Annotated in this window: 17 protein-coding genes; 8 read left to right on the top strand and 9 right to left on the bottom strand. The window is 48.4% G+C overall.

The window, feature by feature from the left end:
• Positions 1–111: 111 nt before the first annotated feature.
• The 3 genes from DXU84_RS19885 to DXU84_RS19875 are packed head-to-tail and all read right to left on the bottom strand — an operon-like array spanning position 112 to position 2,663.
• Positions 112–1,098, bottom strand: coding sequence for a biotin-dependent carboxyltransferase family protein (locus tag DXU84_RS19885; protein WP_183065314.1), 987 nt, complete (start codon positions 1,096–1,098; stop codon positions 112–114).
• 11 nt (positions 1,099–1,109) lie between these two features.
• Complete coding sequence (pxpB, locus tag DXU84_RS19880; protein WP_013576012.1) at positions 1,110–1,820, bottom strand: 5-oxoprolinase subunit PxpB; 711 nt, start codon at positions 1,818–1,820, stop codon at positions 1,110–1,112.
• Positions 1,821–1,823: 3 nt separating this feature from the next.
• On the bottom strand, positions 1,824–2,663 hold the full coding sequence (locus DXU84_RS19875; RefSeq protein WP_041689107.1) for a transporter substrate-binding domain-containing protein: 840 nt from the start codon (positions 2,661–2,663) through the stop codon (positions 1,824–1,826).
• 239 nt (positions 2,664–2,902) lie between these two features.
• Between DXU84_RS19875 and DXU84_RS19870 the strand changes: the two genes are divergently transcribed.
• Together DXU84_RS19870 and DXU84_RS19865 are read left to right on the top strand one after the other, a co-directional pair.
• Entirely contained in the window at positions 2,903–3,823 is a 921-nt protein-coding gene (locus tag DXU84_RS19870; RefSeq protein ID WP_037034595.1) for a DMT family transporter, read from the top strand.
• 429 nt (positions 3,824–4,252) lie between these two features.
• Complete coding sequence (locus tag DXU84_RS19865; RefSeq protein WP_153376568.1) at positions 4,253–5,512, top strand: hypothetical protein; 1,260 nt, start codon at positions 4,253–4,255, stop codon at positions 5,510–5,512.
• Positions 5,513–5,719: 207 nt separating this feature from the next.
• On the opposite strand, the gene DXU84_RS19860 is transcribed toward DXU84_RS19865, so the two are convergent.
• Positions 5,720–6,454, bottom strand: a complete 735-nt coding sequence (locus tag DXU84_RS19860; RefSeq protein ID WP_153376567.1) for a hypothetical protein — start codon at positions 6,452–6,454, stop codon at positions 5,720–5,722.
• 58 nt (positions 6,455–6,512) lie between these two features.
• Positions 6,513–7,130, bottom strand: coding sequence for a TetR/AcrR family transcriptional regulator (locus DXU84_RS19855; protein WP_194286524.1), 618 nt, complete (start codon positions 7,128–7,130; stop codon positions 6,513–6,515).
• Positions 7,131–7,177: 47 nt separating this feature from the next.
• On the opposite strand from DXU84_RS19855, the gene DXU84_RS19850 reads away from it, so the two are divergent.
• A complete protein-coding gene (locus tag DXU84_RS19850; RefSeq protein ID WP_015696816.1) occupies positions 7,178–8,026 on the top strand; it encodes an N-acyl homoserine lactonase family protein in 849 nt (282 codons plus the stop codon).
• Between the two features lie 178 nt (positions 8,027–8,204).
• Here DXU84_RS19850 and DXU84_RS19845 read toward each other — a convergent pair whose 3' ends face one another.
• Complete coding sequence (locus tag DXU84_RS19845; RefSeq protein WP_015696817.1) at positions 8,205–8,822, bottom strand: TetR/AcrR family transcriptional regulator; 618 nt, start codon at positions 8,820–8,822, stop codon at positions 8,205–8,207.
• 237 nt (positions 8,823–9,059) lie between these two features.
• On the opposite strand from DXU84_RS19845, the gene DXU84_RS19840 reads away from it, so the two are divergent.
• The 4 genes from DXU84_RS19840 (at position 9,060) to DXU84_RS19825 (ending at position 15,788) form a co-directional block, all read left to right on the top strand.
• Positions 9,060–10,124, top strand: a complete 1,065-nt coding sequence (locus tag DXU84_RS19840; protein WP_153376565.1) for an efflux RND transporter periplasmic adaptor subunit — start codon at positions 9,060–9,062, stop codon at positions 10,122–10,124.
• Positions 10,125–11,216: an efflux RND transporter periplasmic adaptor subunit gene (locus DXU84_RS19835; protein WP_153376564.1), complete on the top strand. Its 1,092-nt coding sequence runs from the start codon at positions 10,125–10,127 to the stop codon at positions 11,214–11,216. It begins immediately after the preceding gene.
• Positions 11,213–14,263 (top strand): efflux RND transporter permease subunit, encoded by a 3,051-nt coding sequence (locus tag DXU84_RS19830; RefSeq protein ID WP_370461819.1) that lies wholly within the window; start codon positions 11,213–11,215, stop codon positions 14,261–14,263. Before DXU84_RS19835 ends, DXU84_RS19830 begins: the two co-directional genes overlap by 4 nt.
• Before the next feature lie 67 nt (positions 14,264–14,330).
• A complete protein-coding gene (locus tag DXU84_RS19825) occupies positions 14,331–15,788 on the top strand; it encodes an efflux transporter outer membrane subunit (protein ID WP_153376563.1) in 1,458 nt (485 codons plus the stop codon).
• Positions 15,789–15,865: 77 nt separating this feature from the next.
• On the opposite strand, the gene DXU84_RS19820 is transcribed toward DXU84_RS19825, so the two are convergent.
• Positions 15,866–16,348: a MarR family winged helix-turn-helix transcriptional regulator gene (locus DXU84_RS19820; RefSeq protein ID WP_153376562.1), complete on the bottom strand. Its 483-nt coding sequence runs from the start codon at positions 16,346–16,348 to the stop codon at positions 15,866–15,868.
• Between the two features lie 70 nt (positions 16,349–16,418).
• Between DXU84_RS19820 and DXU84_RS19815 the strand changes: the two genes are divergently transcribed.
• Entirely contained in the window at positions 16,419–17,354 is a 936-nt protein-coding gene (locus DXU84_RS19815) for a zinc-binding alcohol dehydrogenase family protein (RefSeq protein WP_153376561.1), read from the top strand.
• Between the two features lie 457 nt (positions 17,355–17,811).
• Here DXU84_RS19815 and DXU84_RS19810 read toward each other — a convergent pair whose 3' ends face one another.
• Positions 17,812–19,080, bottom strand: coding sequence for an integrase arm-type DNA-binding domain-containing protein (locus tag DXU84_RS19810; RefSeq protein WP_153376560.1), 1,269 nt, complete (start codon positions 19,078–19,080; stop codon positions 17,812–17,814).
• 468 nt (positions 19,081–19,548) lie between these two features.
• Positions 19,549–21,774, bottom strand: coding sequence for a hypothetical protein (locus tag DXU84_RS19805; RefSeq protein ID WP_153376559.1), 2,226 nt, complete (start codon positions 21,772–21,774; stop codon positions 19,549–19,551).
• Positions 21,775–21,809: the final 35 nt, after the last annotated feature.

Genomic DNA, 21,809 nt, shown 5'->3' with positions numbered 1-21,809 from the left:
AGGGAAGTGAGAGAAAAAAGGTCGAAATATCCCTTAAAAAACAATGCCGGTCACCTTAAGTGACCGGCATTAGCCTTTCTGGCCCGTTTTCTGTTTCATCCATAGAGCGTTTTAAACCCCCATGATTTTCTTCACCGGCATAATGCTATCGCGCAGGCGGGTGAGCCACTGGCTGATCTGCGCCGCAACAGCAATGGCTTCGCGTGCATCGCTTTTGATCAACTGAATGCTCTGACCGGGCTGAACCTGCGCCAGACGCCATAAGTCTTCTTCAATAATTCCGGCAATTTTCGGATAGCCTCCGGCGGTATTGGCGTCAGCCAGTTGAATGATCGGCTCGCCGGCAGGTGGAACCTGAACGATGCCGGGGACTAAACCGTATGAACGCATTTCGATGACTTTCGAGGGCGTGACCGGCGCGCCGGATAAGCGGTAACCGGTGCGGTTGCTGTGCAGGGACACTTTCCACGGCTGCGACCAGAAGCGGGGAAGATCGGCTTCAAACAGCGAATATTCTCCGGCGGGAATAGCCCGCAGTTGCACGCATCCCTCAGTGCTGGTCGGGAATACGTTTGCCAGCGCGATCTCCGGCGGCTCGATGCCCATACCTTGCGCAGGCAGGGGAGATGCGGTGTTTTTACCCGCCGCGAGGCGATCGTTTTTCTCCAGTGGTCGTCCGTCTAAACCACCAAAGCCACCACGCAGCGCGGTGCTGCGCGAGCCCATAACGACCGGCACGTCAATGCCTCCGGCGACGCACAAATAGCTGCGGGCACCGTAACGCGGGAACTGCATTTCCAGCTCCTGCCCTGCGCGGACGGAACACGCCCACCAGGGCGGAAGATCTGTACCGTCGAGCTTCGTGCGGCAATCTGCGCCGGTGATGGCGATGCTGGTATCGGCGAGAAACCGGACCTTAAACGGAAACATCTGCACTTCAATGCAGGCGGCGTTTTCGTCATTGCCCAGCATGATGTTGCCCGCGTGAAACGCCAGCGGATCCATCACGCCGCTGACAGACACGCCGATATCCCGGAATCCGCTGCGGCCCGCGTCCTGAACAGTATTCAGCGGGCCGGTTTTCACTATTTCAATCACGGCTGGTTCAGTCACAATTCAATCCTTTCTGGCAGAAAGCGCACGCTGTCCCCCGGTGCCATCAGCGCAGGATTCTCTGCCTGCGGGTCAAACAGCGTCAGTTCGGCGAATCCGATGGCGTTCCAGCCGTTTGGCCCGGTCAGCGCGGAAATCCCGGTCTGTGCGCCGCCGATAGTCACGGTGCCTTTGAGCATATTCAGCGAGGGGACTTTTTTACGCGGCGTGGCAAGAGACGGATCCAGCCCGTGGAGATAGCCAAAACCCGGCGCGCTGCCCAGTGAAAACACCGTGTAGCAACCCTCAGAATGGCGGCGGATGACCTCGCGCGGCGAAAGCCCGGTATGCTGGCAAACCGCGTCCAGATCGGTGGCATGTTCACCGCCGTAAATCACCGGAATTTCAATCAGCTTGCCTTGCGGATGTACGGCCTGTGCCTGTTCCCAGGCGGCCACCAGCAGGGCAAAGGTGGCGTCGTAATCTGCCGGTGTCTGGCGAAACAGCACCAGCAAATTGGTCACGCCGGGGATCAGTGATTCGATATCATCACGCGCGCGCAATGCGACCGCCAGTGACCAGATGCGGCGCTGGGCGGGCAGGTCGAAATCTCCCGGTGCTTCAATCAGCCATGCACGGCTGCCGATGGTGGAGATTTTGATGTTGTCGCCCTGACTGGCAAGAATAAAAGAGGCGCGGGAAGGCGCCTCGTGCGACGCAGTGATCATCGGTTATTCCAGAGGTTCGAATTTAAGGCTGGAGAGCGGCTGAACTTTGTCTTCGCGCACCATTTTGTATTCGGTATTTGGCCCGATCCAGGTATCCCAGATTTTATCGATGGTGCCGTCGTCATCCATCGCTTTCAGGCTGCTGTTAACCTTCGCCAGCAATGCCGGTTCGTCCTTTTTCATGCCGACGCCAATCGGCTCCAGCGCCATCGGCTCTTTGATCATCCCCAGTTCAATGCCGTCTTTTCCGGCCTGAGAAATCATTTTGATGGCGGTCATGGTGTTGGTCACAAAGCCCACCGCTTTATTCTGTTCCAGCGCCAGAAAGGCCGACGCAGCATCCTGGAAGGTCACCGCTTTTGCGCCTGCCAGATATATCGATTGTTCAGACGTCGTGCCTTTGGTGGCGCTGATGCGTTTGCCTTTAAAATCCGCACGAGTTTTATCGACGTTGGGCTTTTTCACCACCAGCACTTCTTTCGCCACATAATACGGATCGCTGAACTGAATCTGTTGGCCGCGTGTTTTGGTATACGCCAGATTGGCAATCAGCACGTCGGCGCGGCCAGTGGCGATCACTGCAATACGCGCTTCAATAGACGTCGGCATCAGATTGAGTTTTACGCCCATCTGTTTGGCTAATGCCGTGCATAAATCGACGTCCATTCCCGCCAACTGGCGCGTTTTCGGATCCGGCGACGAGAACGGCGGCACATCGGAATACACGGCACAATTGAGTGAACCGCGTGCCTGAATATCAGAGAGAACATCCGCTTTCGCAGAGGAAAAGGCCGCCATCAGTGGCAACGCCAGCAAGGAACAAGACAGTAACTTCAGTTTCATCATTCATTCTCCGGGATTTTTTAATTAGCAGTGTGTGACGACAACTTCCCCTGGCTCACTGTGAGCAAAACTGGCTGCGGTTTCTTTATGAGTCAGCCCGACTATATAAGCTCACCCTGGCGTTGTATAAGAAGTAAACCCTGTATGGCGATACGCTTTTTGTATGACCGGGAAAAAGGCGGCTCTGCCAGAATAGCGGACAGATTCATCCCGCTGCTCACCAGGAACGAAGGTTAATAATGAACGCCAGAATGGGTATTTCGCTAAAAATATTATCAGCCCTGTGTGCCACATTAATGTTGGCCTGCGTGAAAGGGCTGGGCGGAAATATACCTACCGGAGAAGTGATATTTTTTCGCTCTTTCGTCGCCTTATTCCCGCTGCTGATCTGGCTCAAATTGCAGGGCCCTGTTTTCCCCCAAATTAAAACGAAGAATATATCCGGCCATTTAATTCGCGGCTTTTCCGGCACGGGGGGAATGTATTTTAACTATCTGGCGTTAGTGTATATCTCGCTGGCGGATGCCACGGCGATAAGCTACGCCGCGCCGCTATTTACGGTGGTCATGGCCGCGGTTTTGCTGCGTGAAAATGTTCACGCAGCCCGCTGGCTGGCGGTGGGTATCGGTTTCACCGGCATTATCGTCATGCTGTGGGCGCATCTGACAGACAGCGGTTCGCTGCTCTCGGGCAGTTTTAAGCAGGTTTCGGCGGGGCTGGGCGTGATTCTGGCACTGCTGGCGGCGATGTGTACGGCGGTATCTTCGGTGCAAATCCGTTTTTTAAATGGCATTGAAAGACCGGGCGCGATCGTTTTCTACTTCTCGCTGATGACCATGCTGATTGGTCTGGCGACGATTTTCTTCGGCTGGAAAATCCCGACCACTTTGCAGCTTTTACTGCTCATCGGTTGCGGCTTTTTTGGCGGAATGGCACAAATCCTGATTACGCTGAGCCTGCGTTACGCCGATGCGTCGCTGCTGGCGCCTTTTGATTACACCACGATGGTCTGGTCGATGATGCTTGGTTTTCTGTTCCTCGACAGTTTTCCGTCATCTTCCACGCTGGCCGGTGCGTCAATCGTGGCCGCAGCCGGGATTTTCGCCTTATTGAGTGAGAGGCGTATAAACAGAACGGCTATTATCAAATCAGCAAAGTAGGGGAGTAAGGGGGGCGGTAAGCATCCTGATCTCCTCCCGGATATCTCAAACGTGCGTGGAACTAAAACGGGTGTGCTTACACCAGAAGCGGACCTTAAAAGATCGTGATGTGTTAGTAGGTTAGTTTCACTGCGAAAACTTGTGAAAAGAATCGGTAAATAATGAATGAATCACTCTCGTCCGCCTTTTCTCGCATCGCCGTATTACGATTAGATAGGGAATAATATGGTCAAGATATCATCTATTTTAGTGCTGATTAAGCACTAATTTATTATTGTCGCACGACTGATAATTAAGCAGTCTTGTTTTTTATTTCTTTGAATTTCCGGCTAGAATAGTTCATAGCAATACTTTGTGACGCGTATTACAATGCTATAAATCTCGAGGTGATACTATTAAGCCGCTGATACATTAATCTTTAGGAGAAATATGAACAAGGAAATCAACACCTTAAAGTTATTAAATGAAATAGGAAACGCTCCATCATTTAGTGACGCGATTGACCAGTATGAGTATTTTAAGAATGATTTAGGTGAGTGGAGGCTTATTTATTCCAACGAGTCTTCTGATGGACCATTTTATCTACCTAAAAAAGAGTTATCACCGAAATGTTACCTCTTAACGCCATTTAAAGGCAGTTCACTATATGTCATAGATAAAGAAGTGATTGAAATTAAGGGATTAACAAAACATTTCATCTCGACAGCAATATATGTTGACAGTAATACTGCCAGCTATATTCGTTCATTTGCCTATGAAGACCAACCGTCAGATAGAGTTTTTCAGGTTTGTCGTTCTGTATCTGAAAATATGTTGCAAGATGATGTTAATAATTTAAATATGGCATTGTATCTATCTGAGATAGAAAATAACCTGAAAGAAACTGACCTTAAAAAGGTTAGAGAAACAGTATCTGCCTTAAAATCGATTTCCATGATGAACTCTCCCTTTAATGATTCGTGGAGAGAGTCGTTTCTAAAAAAATATAAGACAATATCTGAAAGGGATGCCGATGAACTTCTCTTTGACTACTATAACAAAGATGGACGCCCGTTTGGTCAGTTTTCGGCGATAGTAGACCTAATGGAGCTGTTATTGCTAAAAACGAAAATAATTGAATACAGTTCAAAACGGTCCTCTGAAAATAAGTTGTTGAATCTTTTATCTGTGATTGACAAGGAAATCAACATTTTAATGCCAAAAGAAATGGCGGTTTGTGTTGATATTCTCTTCTACAAAAACACGCTACAAATAACCAGGAAACTGAATGGTCTAACAAATACATCTGAACCACTTCAGTTGATTAGAAATTGTGCTATGGATTTATTTATAGTTAGAATGTTAGATTTACTGACTAATACCATTAATGATGGAAACAATACACAGTTTCACCTTGCACAAATATTAACTTGTGATGTTGATGTTTGGGATATATTGAACCTCACTGGGCTCAATGCGATTGCGGTTCATCGAGAGTCATGTAAGTCACTTCCAGTTTATAGTAGTGATTTCACGGAATGGATATTTGATACACTTGGAGATAAAAAGCTAGATAGCATATCAAGAATGTTTACTCCTCAAGGCATTGTCGAAAGAAAAAAAAGGCATTCTCACAATGAGATAAAAAATAACTTACTTAGATCCCGTCAAGAGTTAGTTGAACTATTGAGAAGCAAAAGAAAAACATGACGCTATTTAACTCTGAGTAACCACATTTCCGTCAAATGCGCATGAGTTATTTATGGCTAATCTCGACACTCTGAAATCGGAAGATAACGGGGCGCACAAGCTTCCGTTCCTCGCTCACAGCACACCTTCAGCGTCACGTGTTTGTCTGCTGCGTGCCGCAAGCGGACGTTCAACACTTCTGATTATGTGGCCAAAATCGGTGTGCCACTACAGGTTGATATTCGCGATGAAGATGGTTGAGGTTTTTTTTTTAGCCAATAGAGAACCGAGTTTCTGAAATTCTGACTGTTTAAGAACAAAGCAAGCATCTTGCGGTAGTTCATAAACAGGAAAATATTCACTGGAGGAATTTGATACTTCTTTATGCTTCAATATATAGTCATAAACATCAGGTGGTGCATTTTGAGTTAAACGCATGATCTGCTGATTGACACGTGTTTGTCGGGACAGCCTCTCGAAAACCTGAAATGTTTTATTTGATATGGTAACTGTGATGCCATAATTAACATCAATTGATTGGTGTGTAAGGAGTGGTATTTTCAGAGCCTTAGCAAGTAGTTGTTGCAGAAGAACATATTCATAGCCGCAGAACATCGTGTCAATTATTTTTTCATGTGGATAGATGTAATCACCCTCTGTGCTAAATGTTAAGTTTATTCCGTTAAGAAAACAATCCTTATCTAATAAACAAAGGCGATTGATGAAAGAAGAATTGATCGGGCTAAGCTTCAGCTTTTGTTGTGAGGTTTTTATTTTTCTTATGATTACAGGTGACTGAAAGTAAATAGAAAGAAAAATATCACCATGAAGGGCATAGCGATAAATATCACTTTCTCTTATTTTTTGATCGAATAGCTCATTGGCCTTTTTTACGGATTCTCTTACAGTCATCCAGCCAGTCTCTCTGAATATTCTTCTGGTAGTAGGTATGGTTTTTGGCATGATGAATTTCCTCGAGCAATTTTTTCATAAACATAAAGCCCAACGTGATTTAGTTTAACTATATTGTAAAAAATTTATTTAATGTTGAAGTGTGAATTTGAATATATTCATCGCTTATTTCTTCACAACTAATTATTGCTTTAAACCAAAGCGGCGACACCAACATTTCAGTAGATTGTCTAACACGAATGCTGTTACTAATCTCGCCTCGTTTAATTGCTTCTTCAAATATTTTATCAGCCAGTTTTAATCTTGACTGCCATATGCCCTTGATTGCTTCTTTAACTTCTTCATCTCCCGTTCCAACAGCGGCGATTAAGCTATATACAAACCTTTTACCTTTTCCAGAGTTTAATAAATTGGCTATGGATTTTAAAAGATCTCTTAAATCATCCTGAATACTTCCTGTATTTGGCATCAGAACATAGCTTTCAGCTATGTGATTAAGAGTGTCTGCAATTAATCCGGCTCGCTCCGGCCAGCGCCTATAGATGGTTGATGGGCTTACATTTGCGAGAATTGCTATCTTCCTGTAGGTAAGAGCCTCAACCCCTTCTTCTGACAAAAGATGCTCTGCAGCTAGAAGTACAGCAGCACGATTCTTGGCACTACGGCCGCCAGTGCGCTCTGTTACATGGTCTAAACGATTAGCTCGAATAAAACTTGATCTGGCCATAATTACCCCATAATCTAAATGCAATACTTGTTGCATTAGAGGTTGGCATGAAAATTCATTGTTTGCAAACAGGTGATGTTCAGATTAAGAGTCGCCATGAGTTAGCTCGTTATGAATCGCGTCCGGCGAGGTTGTTTGACGTGCTCAAAGATAAGCATTGGAGTTCTCGTTTACCGATCGGTTGTTGGCTTGTCGAGCATCATGAAGGCCTTATACTTATTGATACTGGCGAAAGTACACATGCAAATGATCCCGGATATCAGCCTTGGTGGCATCCATTTATGCAAAAATGCGAACGTAGATGGGTCAGACCTGAAGAGGAGGTGAATGAAAAAATTAAGCAGTTAGGATTTATGGCTAATGATGTTCGCTGGGTCATTATGACACACATGCACGGAGACCATGCTGGCGGAATAAGACATTTTCCAAATAGTGAATTTATCCTAAGTGAGCTTGAAGCATCAGAGTGCTTATCTTGGAAGGGCCCTGTACAAGGATTTCTGAATATGCATTATCCTAATTGGTTTAGACCATCTACTATAAGATACGAAGATGGCCCATTTGTATCCTTCGAGAAACATCAATGCCTTACTTCAGATGGTTTAATTCGTATTGTTCCAACACCGGGGCATACAGCAGGTCATCAGTCTGTCATTATAGATTGTGGAGAATATAACGTTTTAATCGCTGGTGATGCCTCTTATCAGGAGAGTTACATGCTTGAAGGAAGTGTTGATGGGGTTGCGGTCGATGGAAATCTTCACCAGGAAACTACTAAGAAATTGCGTGCACTATGCAAAAGTAAACCTACGATAACGCAATTTGCTCATGACAATCTCAGCGCTGAGAGATTGGAAAATAAAATTTTCACTGTGCCAAATGAGCATTTTGACTGAAGTGTTTTCCCTCGACCCTTTTCATTATCTAACTGTATTAAGATAGCTCGTAATTTTTAGGTTCTAGGTCAGAATTCTTTTAATGATTTTGTTAATAAAATTTTTTGATTATTGAAGTAATCATTAAATGGAGAGCGAGTATTAAGGACGTTCTCCAATTAGAATTATTTTTCTACAGTTAACGTGTTATCAACCCATTAAGCATGAGATCCAAGTGCGCTTCTATTAATATTTCCTTCTTAAGATGACGGCGGCCGGTGACGTTTATGTGCAATATCATCAGGTTTAGAATAGAACTCATAATCACCTCAGGGAAACCTGACGCGGGTCCATCACGAAACTCTCCTGCTTCGACTCCTTCTTTTAATAATTTGCCTATTGCTCCTGCCAGAGGTTCTACGAATTCGTCATAGTGACGCTCAACAATTTCGGGAAGACGTACACCCTCAGTCAAAGACAAGCGCAGCATTTGCTGGATTTTTTTATCCTTTGATATTTTCTCAAAGGCATAGAGAAGCAGCTGACGCAGGCGTTCAGTGCAAGTACCATTGAATGAGTCTGACATGCTCAACACATCACGGTATGGTTGGGAATGGTGATGAGCCATCGCTTCGAAGAGCGCCTCTTTGGTGGGGAAATACAGATAGATTGTGCCCTTACTGATACCCAGTCGTCTGGCTATATCATCAAGTCTGGCAGCGGCATAGCCCTTAATTGCGAACTCTTCGAAAGCAGCCTCCATAATTTCTTGAGGGCGTTGCGCTTTTTGTTCAGCCCGTGTCATCTTATTTATCATGTTGAAAACTCCATAAATTACCTTGTCCGGGCCTCGATTTTATCCTGGTAGGATCATGTCACAGTTCTGCATCTCCGCAAATACCCTTAGTGTCCTGTCACTGATTTCAAAACCATTCAACCCAGTCTGTCTACTGTCGCACAGGTGATTGTCAGAAGTTAATCATTAAATTGACTGACTGGTCAGTCAGTGATAAATATAGCGTCTATTTTTCGTGGTTTCAATGATGGGGATCCCATGCAACGGGTTTCGATAATCGCATGCAGTTTGATATGCATAGCTCTGACAGGGTGTGACGGACAAAAACAAGCATCTGCCCCACTACAGCCGGTGCGTGCCATCCAGGTGCAACGGGTTCGATATCATAACGTGGCACATATATCGGGTGAGGTTGCTGCCCGGTTCCAGGCCGATCTGGCGTTCAGGACAGAAGGTCGGGTGATCGCGCGGCTGGTTGATGTGGGGAGCCGGGTGCATAAAGGAGACGTGCTGGCCCGGCTCGACGACGTAGAAAAAAAAGCAGACGTGGAGGTTGCGCAGGCCACACTTAACGGCGCACGCGCAACGCTCAAGTTAAAACTAAGCACCTTCAGTCGCGATCAGAAGTTGCTCGCAACCCATGCGATTTCACAGGCTGAATGGGATCAGGCGCGCGAAGACCTCAGCAGTGCACAGGCGGGGTTGGTCAGCGCGCAGTCATCACTTAATACGGCAAACGATGCGTTAACCTACACCGAACTCAGAGCGGATGCGGATGGGGTGATCGTTTCGCGACAGCTAGAGGTCGGCCAGGTAGTTGCCTCGGCCCAGACCGTTTTCACACTCGCTCATGATGGCTTACGCGATGCCGTGTTTGAGGTACCGGAGGCCCTGTTAGTCAACGAGCAGCCGGGAGATCACATTGAAGTCGGACTGCTTTCAATGGCTACTTCTCCTTTAACTGCCAGGGTGCGGGAAGTGGCACCGTTGCTGGATGAGTCGCGCGGCACCGTCAGAGTGAAAGCTACGCTACCGGCACCGGTACAGTGGTCACTCGGCGCACCGGTTGTCGGCGACTTCGAGGCGAAAGAAGAGCAGGGCATTTTACTCCCACCCGGTGCGCTGACCTCAATTCAGGGTAAACCCGCCGTATGGGTGATAGATAAGCAAAAAGACGTCGTTTCGCTGCAGGCTATTAAGGTTTCACGCTACCGCGCCCATGACGTGGTTGTGGCCGCTGGGTTAACGTCAGGGAGCTGGGTAGTCACTGAAGGCGGAAAGTTTCTGATAGCTGGTCAGCGCGTTTCTCCGGAGCAAAAATAGATGAACAGAAATCCATGGTTTTTTTTATGCCCACTGACCCTGCTGCTGGCAACTGTCTCTGGTTGCGATGATAAAACTACAGCACCTCCGGCCCCGCGTTACGTCCTTTCCGCAGCAGCCCTCGCCGAGTCCGCCGCTGGTATGCATCTCGCCGGCACAGTGCAACCCCGCATCACGTCCCCGCTTTCCTTCCAGACTCCGGGGCGGGTGGTGTCACGTCATGTCGTCGTAGGCGATGAAGTCAATGCCGGTGATGTGCTTGCTGAATTGGACCCTCTCTCTCTGGAGTTTTCGGAACAAAGCGCGAGGGCGAGTCTGCAGGATGCGCAGGCCAAACTTCAAAATGCCATGGTCAGTGCCAAACGGCAACGTAGCCTTGCCACAGCACGAGTTACGAGCGTTGAAGAACTGGAAGAGGCCGAACAGAATCTGACTGCCGCTCAGGCAGCGGTAGGAGAGGCCCAGGCGAGGCTGCGTAAAGCCGGTGAACAACTGAGTTATGCCCGGTTGAAATCGAATTATAACGGCGTAATCACATCGGTATCTGTCGAAGCCGGACAAACCGTTGCCGCAGGTCAAACCGTTTTTCAGGTGGCCAGCCTGGAGGGGCGTGACGTCGTGGTTGATGTGCCTGAAGAAGAGTTAAGAAATGTAACGCTTGGGCATAAATTTGAAATGACATTACAAATAGATCCCTCCATCAAATGGACTGGCGTACTAAGAGAAGTTGCGCCGGCAGCGGATGCGGCTACGCGTCTGCGGAGGGTCAAGATCGCCATAAATGATGCCCCGCCGGCATTTCGATTAGGCACTGTGGTCACTGTTTATCCCCTGATATCAAACAACTCAGGTACGTCCGTGATCATTCCTGAAACCGCCGTCTTTGAGCGTCAGCAGACGCACTTTGTCTGGGTGATTAACCCAGCTTCCCTGACCGTCGAACAGAGAAAGGTCCAACTCATACCATTTAATCAGGCAAATTCGGTTCGTGTACTAAGCGGACTGAAAGAAGGGGAGCAGATTGTTACGGCCGGTGTGAACAGCTTACTACCGGGGCAAAAAATTCGCATTGAGAGGACGTCAACGCTGTGAACAAATTTAACCTTTCGGACTGGGCGCTCGAACATCGCTCTCTGGTCTGGTACTTCATTATTATTTCGGCAGTGATTGGCTTCTTCTCTTATCAGGAACTGGGAAGAGAAGAAGACCCGGCTTTTACGATCAAAACGATGGTCATACAGGCGCAGTGGCCTGGGGCGACTGCGGAAGAAATGACAAACCAGGTAACAGATCGTATTGAGAAGAAGCTGCAGGAAATTGATACGTTAGACCACACCCGCAGTCAGACAACGGCGGGGCAAACCATCATTTTTGTGGATTTGAAGGAAGAAACGCCATCTAAGGACGTTCGCGCCGTCTGGCAGCGGATCCGAAATATGATGGCGGACATTCAGGGAGATTTTCCCGCCGGCATACAGGGGCCTTTTTTAAACGATCGTTTCGATGATGTGTTTGGCAATATTTATGCCTTTACCAGCGACGGTATAAGCCAGCGTCAACTGCGTGATTATGTTAATGAGGCACAAAAGAAAGTGCTGACTATTCCCAACGTCGGCAAAGTTGAGATCCTGGGAGCTCAGGATGAAGTCATTTATCTGGAGTTCAATCCACGTAAAAGTGCCGAACTGGGCGTGAGCCGCAGTCAAGTTATCGCCGCGCTGCAGGCGCAGAACGCCGTCACCGCTAGCGGGTTTATCGAAGCCGGTTCGGACCGGATCGCACTGCGGGTCGATGGGGGGTTTGCGTCTGAGCAAAGCCTGCGGCAAATCAACCTGCGTATTAATAACCGGTTCTTCCCTCTCACCGATGTGGTCAATATTACGCGCGGTTATGTTGATCCGCCGACCTCGCTGTTTCGCTACAACGGTAAACCTGCCATCGCACTGGCGGTGGGCATTAAATCAGGCAGCAATTTGCTGGTGTTTGGGCGCGCGCTGGACCAGATGGTTGACAATATTGTGCACGACCTGCCTGCCGGCGTGTTTGTTTCAAAAGTCTCCGACCAGCCTGCTATTGTGGATGAGGCCGTCTCCGGATTTACCCGCGCGTTATTTGAGGCCGTCGTCATAGTACTGGCGATCAGTTTTATCAGCTTGGGTGTCCGGGCCGGTTTGGTGGTCGCCATTTCAATTCCGCTGGTACTGGCCATTACTTTCCTGGTGATGTATTACGCGGGTATTTCGTTGCAACGCATCTCGCTGGGCGCATTGATCATTGCGTTAGGATTGTTAGTCGACGATGCGATGATTGCCACTGAAATGATGGTGGCGCGCCTGGAAATGGGCGACAGCCTCAGAAAGGCGGCCACGCATGTTTATACCTCCACTGCGTTTCCGATGTTGACGGGAACGCTGGTCACCGTAGCCAGTTTTATTCCTGTAGGATTTAACGCCAGCAATGCGGGCGAGTTCCTCTTTACGCTGTTTGTTGTCATTGCCGTATCGCTGATTGTCTCATGGGTCGTGGCAGTATTGATTGCGCCACTGCTGGGCGTGGCACTGCTGCCAAAAACGATTAAAAAGAAAGCGGAACATAAGAGCCGTACCGATAAAACCTTTTCCCGTATGTTGCACTGGTGTCTCCGCCACCGGTGGCTGACGATTGGTAGCGCCTGTGCGGCATTTATTCTCTCTGTTCTGGGCATGTCGCTGGTTCAGCATCAGTTTTTCCCCAGTTCAGACCGCCCTGAACTGATTATTGACTGGAACCTGCCGCAGAACAGTTCTATCGATGAAACCAGCCGGCAAATGGCGCAGTTTGAGCGGGAAGAGCTGCAAAACAGCCCTGACGTGGATCACTGGTCGAGCTATGTGGGCACCGGTGCTCCAAGATTTATCTTATCGTTTGACGTTCAGCCCTCGTCGTTGTCATTTGGCCAGACTGTCATTGTGGCAAAAGACATCAAAACGCGGGACCGTTTGCAGATAAAGTTCCGCACCTACTTAGCCCACACCTTCCCCGGCACCGACGCCTACGTCAAATTGCTGGATATCGGCCCGCCGGTTGGTAAGCCGGTACAGTACAGGGTAGCAGGACCGGATATTCAACAGGTGCGCAGCGAAGCACACAAACTGGCCGCCATCCTGGGACAGGATCCTGCGCTGAACAATCTTGCCTTTGACTGGAATGAGCCTGCCCGGGTGGTCAGGGTCAACGTCCTGCAGGATAAGGCCCGCCAGATGGGAGTCTCATCGCAGGCAATCGCTCAGGCGATGAATGGTCTGGCTGGGGGGGAAGCGATCACACAGGTCCGGGACGATATCTATCTGATAAACGTATTATGGCGTGGTCAGGCAAAAGACCGCGGCTCAGTCGATGCATTGAGAGACCTCCAGCTTGATGGTGCTAATGGTCAGCAGATACCGTTATCTTCTGTCGCCACTTTCAGCTATCAACTTGAGCAACCGACCATCTGGCGGCGTGACCGTGCGGCCACCATTACGCTCAAAGCGGGCGTGACCGGAGATATTCAACCGGCCACCATTGTGCAACGCCTTGAGCCAAAAGTAGAGACGTTCCGGCAAAGCCTGCCTCAGGGATATTCTGTCGAGACGGGCGGGGCGGTTGAGGAGAGCGCGAAGTCACAGGCGCCGATCGTGAAAGTAGTGCCCGCCATGCTGTTTGTCATTGCGACCATTTTGATGATCCAGTTGCAAAGTTTCCATCGTCTTTTTTTGGTCTTTTCCGTCGCACCGCTCGCGTTAATAGGCGTGGTAGCCGCGCTGCTGCTCAGTAACGCACCGCTGGGTTTTGTGGCCATACTGGGCGTGTTAGCGCTGGTCGGCATACTGATCCGCAACTCGGTTATCCTGGTGGTACATATCGACACGTTGCGGGCTGAGGGCGTAGCGCCCTGGCATGCAGTCGTGCAGGCAACCGAACATCGTATGCGTCCTATCATGTTAACGGCCGCAGCCGCAACGCTTGCACTTATCCCTATTGCGCGGGAAATATTCTGGGGGCCTATGGCGTACGCCATGATGGGCGGCATCATTATCGGGACAGTCCTGACGCTGTTATTCCTTCCCGCGCTCTACGTCACGTGGTTCAAAATCCCACAAGAGGAGAAAGCAGAATGATTCGTTTGCTGATGTGTACCGGCTCGAACAAAAGACCCTCTTTTACACTGAATCAGGTAGCAAAGGCATGAGTTATTTTATTGTTTCCCGAATCCTGCGCTTATCCCATCGCGCCCTGACGCCGGTCGCTGCAATGGTGTTCGCCACCTTGTTCACAGGTTGCACGTTAGCGCCCGATTATCATCGTCCCACTGCCCCCATTCCACCTGTGTGGCCAGTAAAGACTAAAACGAGCGTGTCAGACACGTCCGTTGCATCGATAACCTGGCAAACGTTATTCATAGATCCTAAGCTACGGGGGGTCGTTCAGCTAGCCTTGGACAATAATCATGATTTGAGAATCGCGATTCTGAATATAGAGAAGGCCCAGGCGCAGTACCGGATACAGCGCTCAGCGCTGATGCCTCAGGTTGGAATAACGGGAGCAGAACAAGCCCAGCGCACACCTGCGTCGGTATCTTACACGGGGATTGGGGGGGTAAGCCGAGGGTACAGTCTCGATGTCGGTATAAGCGCTTATGAGCTCGATCTTTTCGGGCGCATCCGTAGCCTGAAGGAAGAGGCTCAGCAGGATTACCTGTCGACAGCCTGGTCTCGACAGGCTACGCAGATAAGTCTGATCGCTGAAGTTGCGGGAAGCTATCTATCGCTGGCTGCAGACCAGGACCTGCAGCGTCTGGCACGGGATACATTGCGCAGCCGCCAGGCAGCATATGATTTGCAGCAGAGCCTGACCAGCGTCGGTAAATCATCCCAACTGCCGTTGCATCAGGCTGAAAGTGAGCTCGAGAGCGCCCGATTCCAGTCCCTACTTGCCGATAAGCAAGTGATGTCAGACAGTAATGCGCTGGCTTTACTGGTAGGCACACCTTTACCCGCAAACCTGTTGCCTTCAACAGACTCATTAGCGCACATGATCAGTGATAAGACTTTATCTGCGGGCCTCCCCTCTGATTTGCTGCAACAACGCCCTGATATCGTTTCAACAGAACATAATTTATTGGCTGCTAATGCTGACATCGGTGCAGCACGTGCAGCGTTCTTCCCAAGCATTAGCCTGACAACTTCTGCTGGGCGTGCGAGTAACGCCCTAGGGGAACTTTTTGACGCGGGTGGGCAAAGCTGGAGTTTTGCGCCTCAGGTTAATCTGCCCATTTTCAGTGGCGGGCGGCTGATGGCTCAATTAGAGACCTCCAAAGTTGAACGTGACATTGCGGTGGCAGAGTATGAGAAATCTGTTCAAACCGCTTTTCGTGAGGTTTCGGATGCGCTGGCAGAACGCAGCGTGGTTGATGATGAAACCCAGGCGCAGCAAAAGAATGTCCAGGCTGCTCAGGCAGCATTTGACTTCGTTCAGATTCAGTACGCTAACGGTGCGACGGACTACCTGAATGTGCTGGATGCGCAGCGGACATTATTCTCTGCGCAACAGTCTCTGATTCAGAGCAGACTTTCGCAGCAAAACAGTCTAATTACCCTTTACAAGGCCTTGGGAGGAGGGTGGGAGCGTGGAGCTGTAGACTAGCGGACCCTGCCATGTACGGCTGTTTACGTGCAGGCTAAGTATATTGCGCACTTCGCCTGCATGTTCATAAGTTCGGATTAAACGGATTTAATTGATTCCAATCCATTGAAATCTTGTAAAAATTTTTTCAATAATCTTTCCAATTCTATGCGGTCTTCATTTGGCCAGCTATTGAAGACGTCGTTATAAATGAGAGCTCGCGTATGATCGATTTTATCTGTCATCATTTTTCCTTCAGGCGTGACTACTGCTTCGTTAATTCGCTTATCTTTAACATTTTTCTGTCGGTAGGTTAGACCTATTTGCTCGAGTTTAGTTATCTGACGGCTCACCGTCGTGTAATCCCGGCCCACCCGGTCAGCGAGTTCTCCTACGCCTACAGGCCCAAAGCGGCCGATCAGGACCAGCAATGGAAACAATGCTCGATCAATATTAATACCGGAGTTTTTTATCATTATTTCATCACGTTGCGGCCGATTAAAAGTACCGACAATAGCCAGCAACGTATCATGTAAGTCATCAAAATTATCGTTTTTATGTGTATTTTGCACTCTTTTCATTGACGGCATCCTGGAGCGTGGATAATATGTGTATTATACACATCTATTTCTTTAACTAAAGGTTAACTCAATGAAAGCAGCACTTGTTAATGGCAAAGGCGAAACCCCGATTTACGGTGATTTTATGGATCCACAGGAAGATGAGCAGCATTTTGTGGTCAATGTTAAAGCCGCCGCAATCAGTCAACTGGCTAAGGCACGGGCCGCCGGAATACACTACAGCTCAGTAACTGAATATCCGTTTATACCCGGAATTGATGGTGCAGGTTATCTGACTAACGGTGAGCCGGTCTATTTTTTCTCATTGAGCTCCCCTTTTGGCAGTATGGCTGAGCTGAGCCTGGTAACGCCTAAAAGTATTGTGCCGCTCCCGGCAACACTTGATCTCTCAATGGCAGCCGCTATTGGTAATCCAGGAATGTCATCCTGGGCGGCATTAACGCGCAAAGCACAGTTGCGCGCAGGAGAAACTGTTCTTATAAATGGTGCGACAGGCACCTCAGGAGGGCTGGCTGTGCGTATCGCTCGTCACCTGGGTGCAGGGAAAATCATTGCGACTGGGCGTAACACTGTGGAACTGGCGAAACTTCGTACTCAGGGGGCTGATATCACGCTTACGTTGGATGAGTTACCGCATGAACTCCCGACCCTAATGAAACAGGGTGTTGATGTCGTGTTGGATTATCTCTGGGGGGACAGTGCTCTTGGCATTATGAAATCCGCCTCTGAAGGAGGTGCTAGGTTGGTGCGTTTTGTGCAGATCGGCTCATTAAGTGGGCAAGAAATATCATTACATAGCAAATTATTACGCTCATCAGGACTGACCCTGATGGGGAGCGGGCTTGGCAGCGTATCTAATACTGAACTGGTCGCTTCGGTTGGAGAACTATTACAAGCCGCTGCTTTGAGTGATTTCTCAGTCCCGTTTAGTATTCGGCCGTTAAGCGAAGTAAACGACGCCTGGAACAAGGATGACAGTCGTTGTCGTACTGTTTTCAATATCTGATATTAAAAATACGATCTGGTACTTAACAATTCCTAGTAATTTCCACTTCGCTCGTGAATAAATGGAAATTTCTGCTGAGATACTTATTGGCTCATAACAGTTTTTGAGAAGGTGGACCATTATCGTAATAGGCGGATGAGAAATCAGATAATCAGTTGAAATACCCTTATAAGGAAAAATATGAATATAAAAATCATCACGATTTCCATTAGATAATTCTGATAGCACTTTTTCTACTGGGCAGTCTGCAATGTCCGCTGCTCGCTCATAACAGACCTAATCCGTTTCCGTGGATAGTTCTGTATGAGAAGCGGATCTCACACTTTGGATTCACTCAGGACATTTTACCTGAAGATGCTAATAAACGGTTTAGCAATTAGTCCGAATTGAAGCCAGAAAAATGCCGTAACAGTACAGACTGATACGGCTATTTTTGTGGTTTATTTTATCAGAGGGGTTATAACATTGTGCAACTGATTTCCTTCCCACAAATATAAGGCGGCACATACTGTTTCGGGCACATATCCAGATAATCCGACCACCACTGCATCATCGCTTTACGGGCATCGAGATATTCTGCTTTATGGATGTAAGCCGCTCGAACGCTGTTACGCTCCTGGTGACTCATCTGCCGTTCAACCGCATCCTGTGCCCATAGGCCAGACTCCATTAGGGCACTACAGGCCATTGCCCGTAATCCGTGGCCGCAGATTTCATTTTTTGTGTCATATCTCATCAGGCGCAACGCCTTGTTGACGGTGTTTTCACACATTGGCTTATACGGATTATGGTCACCGGGGAATATCAGCACGCGACGCCCGGATATTTCCCGTATCTGTTTCAGAATAGCGATGGACTGACGGGAGAGTGGAACGATATGTGGAGTGCGCATTTTTGCACCAAGCTCAGAGTAGCGGACACCGGGGATGGCCTCGCGAGTGGCAGGAATGGTCCAGATTCTATTTTTGAAATCGATCTCAGACCAACAGGCGAAACGCAGCTCGCTGGAACGGATGAATAGGTGAAGGGTGAGTAATACGGCCAGGCGGGTTAACTCTCGTCCTTGCTGGTAGTCCTCAATGCGAGCCAACAGTTCCGGTAGTCGTTCCAGCGGAAGGGCGGGGTAGTGACGTTTAACGGGCGGGGCAATAATACCCTCCAGATTTGCTGCCGGATTGTTCTTTATCAAATCCTGATGTATGGCATGACGCATGATGTTGCACATATGCTGCCGGGTACGTGCTGCGACTTCCAGCAGACCTTTTTGCTCAATGCCTTTCAGCAGGTCGATAAAGTGACGAGGCTTCAGTTCAGCTACCGGCAAGTGTCCAATCACAGGGAATATATGATTGTTCATGCTGGCAAGCAGACGGGAGGCGTGGTTCTCTGACCATGTTCGGTTGCTTTTATGCCAGTCCAGTGCCACATACTTGAAAGTTTTTTCTGGCGAGGAAGTGGCTCTTTCAGCAGAGCGCTGTTGTGCTGGATTGATATTCTGCGCCAGCAATTTACGGATACCATCACGCTGTTGACGAGCATCAGCCAAAGACACGTCCGGGTAGGCGCCTAAGCCAAGGCGGGATTCTTTACCATCGATACGATATTTGAGATACCAGAGACGTGAACCGCCTGGATTAACCAACAGGTACAGACCATGGGAATCGGAAATTTTGAAGGGTTTTTCGGATGGTTTTAAGTTGCGGATTTTTGAGTCGTTAAGAGACATTTGGGGGTCACTCCATAATCGAACTGAAATGACCTCACAGCGGACCACCAATCCCTCCCGATGCGGAGGGAAAACAGAAGATACACCAGGATGAGATTACAGACTAACGCGCTGCGACAAGAGCGCGGATTAGCAAAAAGCCCGCTTAAGTTTCCTTAAGCGGGCTTCTCTAATTTGGCTCCTCTGACTGGGATCGCCTTTGCCAGTAACTGGCTAATAAGTAAGCTAAACCTGAATTTCCTTTCTGTCAAGACCCCCAGAATGACCACCTTAAACAAATATAGCGATGTGTTAATCAATAGTAAGCGGTGATCCCCTTTACCCTGATATACCAAATAACTCAGTTTCAACAATTATAATGGCAGACTCAAAGGTTAAGACTACTGACAGTTCCACAAATAATCAGATATAGAGTCAAAACATCAGCCTTTTCTGATAATCCCGACAAATTTGCGTGCGCGTAGACCGTTAGTGTTGTAGGGGGTATTTAAGCAGTCTCCTTGCAACTATATCGAGATAACCGCTAATCGGCTTGCCTTGTTTATCAAAACGCGGCGCTCCGCCAATGGAACGCAATACGGACCGCGACAGCAGTTTGTTGCTGGCGATACAGGAAGTTTCAGGCATCATCATACAATCTGGACAGGCACCTCCGCGCGCAGTGCACAACGATCCGGTACCGCATTGCGTAGCCTTTGAGCTAAGCATATTGGTTAACATTTCAATACCGACGTTGCGCCAGAGAGAGGATAAGTTGCCGAGATCCATGGTGGTACCGTTTCGATATACAACAAATGCTAGGTCATTAGGAAATATGTACTCTCCAAGTGAGCCCTGATCCAAGCCGGAGTACTCAGACACATACTTCATTAGTAGATGTGAAAAGCTGTGTAAGAGCGTATAGAGGTAGTGATAAACATGTGGGGTTGAATTTTCCGGCAAATTATCTAGGAATTGACTCATCGGTTGCGCTGTAAGCAAAAGTCCTGCGCCAATCTTTTCGTCGCCATTCAGTGTAAACATATCTAGGCAGTTTAAGCCGCGCAACCATTCAAGAACGAGATCCTCTTTAAGACGTACATATAGTGCTTCATTACCCTGCTGTATGACATAGACAGGATGGCGCATGCTGTCGTTCTGTTTCATTGGCGGGAACAAATTTAGGCGAACTGGCATGTCCATCCCGCGCTTTTCCCGCAAAATAGGAGAGGATTCCATGCGCGAATAACCAAAGCTGAAGCGACATAAGTCGAATTCCCTGATAAGGCCCATGTCTTCAAATCCCAGCTTGTCGAGTAACTCTTGCGTTAAGCTTTGTACATGGCCCTTATTGTCCTTGTCCTCCGGTGCAAGATCCTCGTCAAGGCGAGTGAAAGATACATACGGTTTCTTACCGTTGTTCTTTGCCTCCACATCAAGTCGGGTATTTTTGAGTGCCGCATGCTCAATGGCTAGACGGAAGGGGTCGAACTTAGATGCAAAAATCGATTGCCTATTTTGCAGGTTCGCAGCAACAGGCCCAGGTAGTTCACTCCTAGATATCAGAATTTGTCGCTGGCGAAGATCGTCCAGAATCCGTTGCCGGCTTGTATATGCTATATCAATAGCACCTTTGAGTACTGAGCCCATTGTCCCAGATAGCAGCCCTTCAAGAATGCGAATTTGTTCTACGGCAGCCATGTAATCTGCAAAGTCTTTGCTACATTCTGGTTTACTGTCGCAGGCCTTACGGACATCATCATCAGCAATGGGCTGAACGGCAAATCCATACTGCTTTGCTACAAAGTCTTTAAGCTCAGCTTCTCGTCCCGGTTGCAGTCGGTTAAGCAATTGCTGGCTGCTGTCCTTAAAGTCGATGAATAGATCAGATTTAACATAGTAAGCATTTGATGCGCGATAGGAGGTCGCTTGCATCCTCACTTCAGTCAGTCGATTAGGTGCCATTGATTGACCCAAAATGCGTAATGTTGCACTGTCATTCTGCAACCACTTAGCCGACAAGGGCTTATCACAGGTTGCGCACTCGAAAAACCAGTCGCCAATGCCAGCCGATCGTCGGTTCAACCGGAAAAGACTGCTCCCACAGACGCAATTATCACGACGCTTTATTACCTTGGAATCACGTTCACTCCAATGCCATTGTCCGGGAAAAGCGGCTTCCCAATTACCGGACCAGTGGACAAAAATGACATCGAGCTGCTCCCAGTCACATCGCCCCTTTTTTTTAGGATCTGAGCAGTGATTAGGTGTTAGAAATTTTAGATCCTTATCAAGATCTGTGAGTGTTGCGTAATCCTTGAATATCCCGCAGGTGCGGCAGACGAATGTCAATGGCGCAGGCGTGTATTCCATGTGAGAAGGTCGACATAAATAAAAGCGTTCTTGCCCCGGCAGTTGGAATGTTATCCTATTCATATCCAGCATAACTTGGTCAACACATTGCTCTGGAAGTATATTTGGTTTCGTCGGGTCGCCATCACGTACAGACGAAGCTGCAATGAACCAAGCGCGTCCAAGTTCATTCATCCGCTCGAATACTAAGTTTTTGGTCGACTCGGATAATTCTAGGGATTCTCCAGCAGTCGAGCGGGAAATACAGGCCCCCTTACCACCTTCAAAAGTGAAGAAACTCTCTGGTGCGTAAGCTGTGGCAAGCTGGTTGCGTGATCGGTTCATTGTTTTGGCTTTAGTCATTTTTTTCTCCGTCAACTCCATGCTTATTTTTCAAT

Source organism: Rahnella sp. RcJ3 (genome assembly GCF_009498575.1).
GTDB classification, from domain to species: Bacteria; Pseudomonadota; Gammaproteobacteria; order Enterobacterales; family Enterobacteriaceae; genus Rahnella; species Rahnella aceris.
This window is presented reverse-complemented; position numbering and strand designations above follow the sequence as displayed.

Coding starts and splice junctions, on each gene's coding strand:
- pxpB (WP_013576012.1), bottom strand. CDS start 1,820: ATGATCACTGCGTCGCACGAGGCGCCTTCCCGCGCCTCTTTTATTCTT.
- DXU84_RS19875 (WP_041689107.1), bottom strand. CDS start 2,663: ATGAAACTGAAGTTACTGTCTTGTTCCTTGCTGGCGTTGCCACTGATG.
- DXU84_RS19870 (WP_037034595.1), top strand. CDS start 2,903: ATGAACGCCAGAATGGGTATTTCGCTAAAAATATTATCAGCCCTGTGT.
- DXU84_RS19865 (WP_153376568.1), top strand. CDS start 4,253: ATGAACAAGGAAATCAACACCTTAAAGTTATTAAATGAAATAGGAAAC.
- DXU84_RS19860 (WP_153376567.1), bottom strand. CDS start 6,454: ATGCCAAAAACCATACCTACTACCAGAAGAATATTCAGAGAGACTGGC.
- DXU84_RS19855 (WP_194286524.1), bottom strand. CDS start 7,130: ATGGCCAGATCAAGTTTTATTCGAGCTAATCGTTTAGACCATGTAACA.
- DXU84_RS19850 (WP_015696816.1), top strand. CDS start 7,178: ATGAAAATTCATTGTTTGCAAACAGGTGATGTTCAGATTAAGAGTCGC.
- DXU84_RS19845 (WP_015696817.1), bottom strand. CDS start 8,822: ATGATAAATAAGATGACACGGGCTGAACAAAAAGCGCAACGCCCTCAA.
- DXU84_RS19840 (WP_153376565.1), top strand. CDS start 9,060: ATGCAACGGGTTTCGATAATCGCATGCAGTTTGATATGCATAGCTCTG.
- DXU84_RS19835 (WP_153376564.1), top strand. CDS start 10,125: ATGAACAGAAATCCATGGTTTTTTTTATGCCCACTGACCCTGCTGCTG.
- DXU84_RS19825 (WP_153376563.1), top strand. CDS start 14,331: ATGAGTTATTTTATTGTTTCCCGAATCCTGCGCTTATCCCATCGCGCC.
- DXU84_RS19820 (WP_153376562.1), bottom strand. CDS start 16,348: ATGAAAAGAGTGCAAAATACACATAAAAACGATAATTTTGATGACTTA.
- DXU84_RS19815 (WP_153376561.1), top strand. CDS start 16,419: ATGAAAGCAGCACTTGTTAATGGCAAAGGCGAAACCCCGATTTACGGT.
- DXU84_RS19810 (WP_153376560.1), bottom strand. CDS start 19,080: ATGTCTCTTAACGACTCAAAAATCCGCAACTTAAAACCATCCGAAAAA.
- DXU84_RS19805 (WP_153376559.1), bottom strand. CDS start 21,774: ATGACTAAAGCCAAAACAATGAACCGATCACGCAACCAGCTTGCCACA.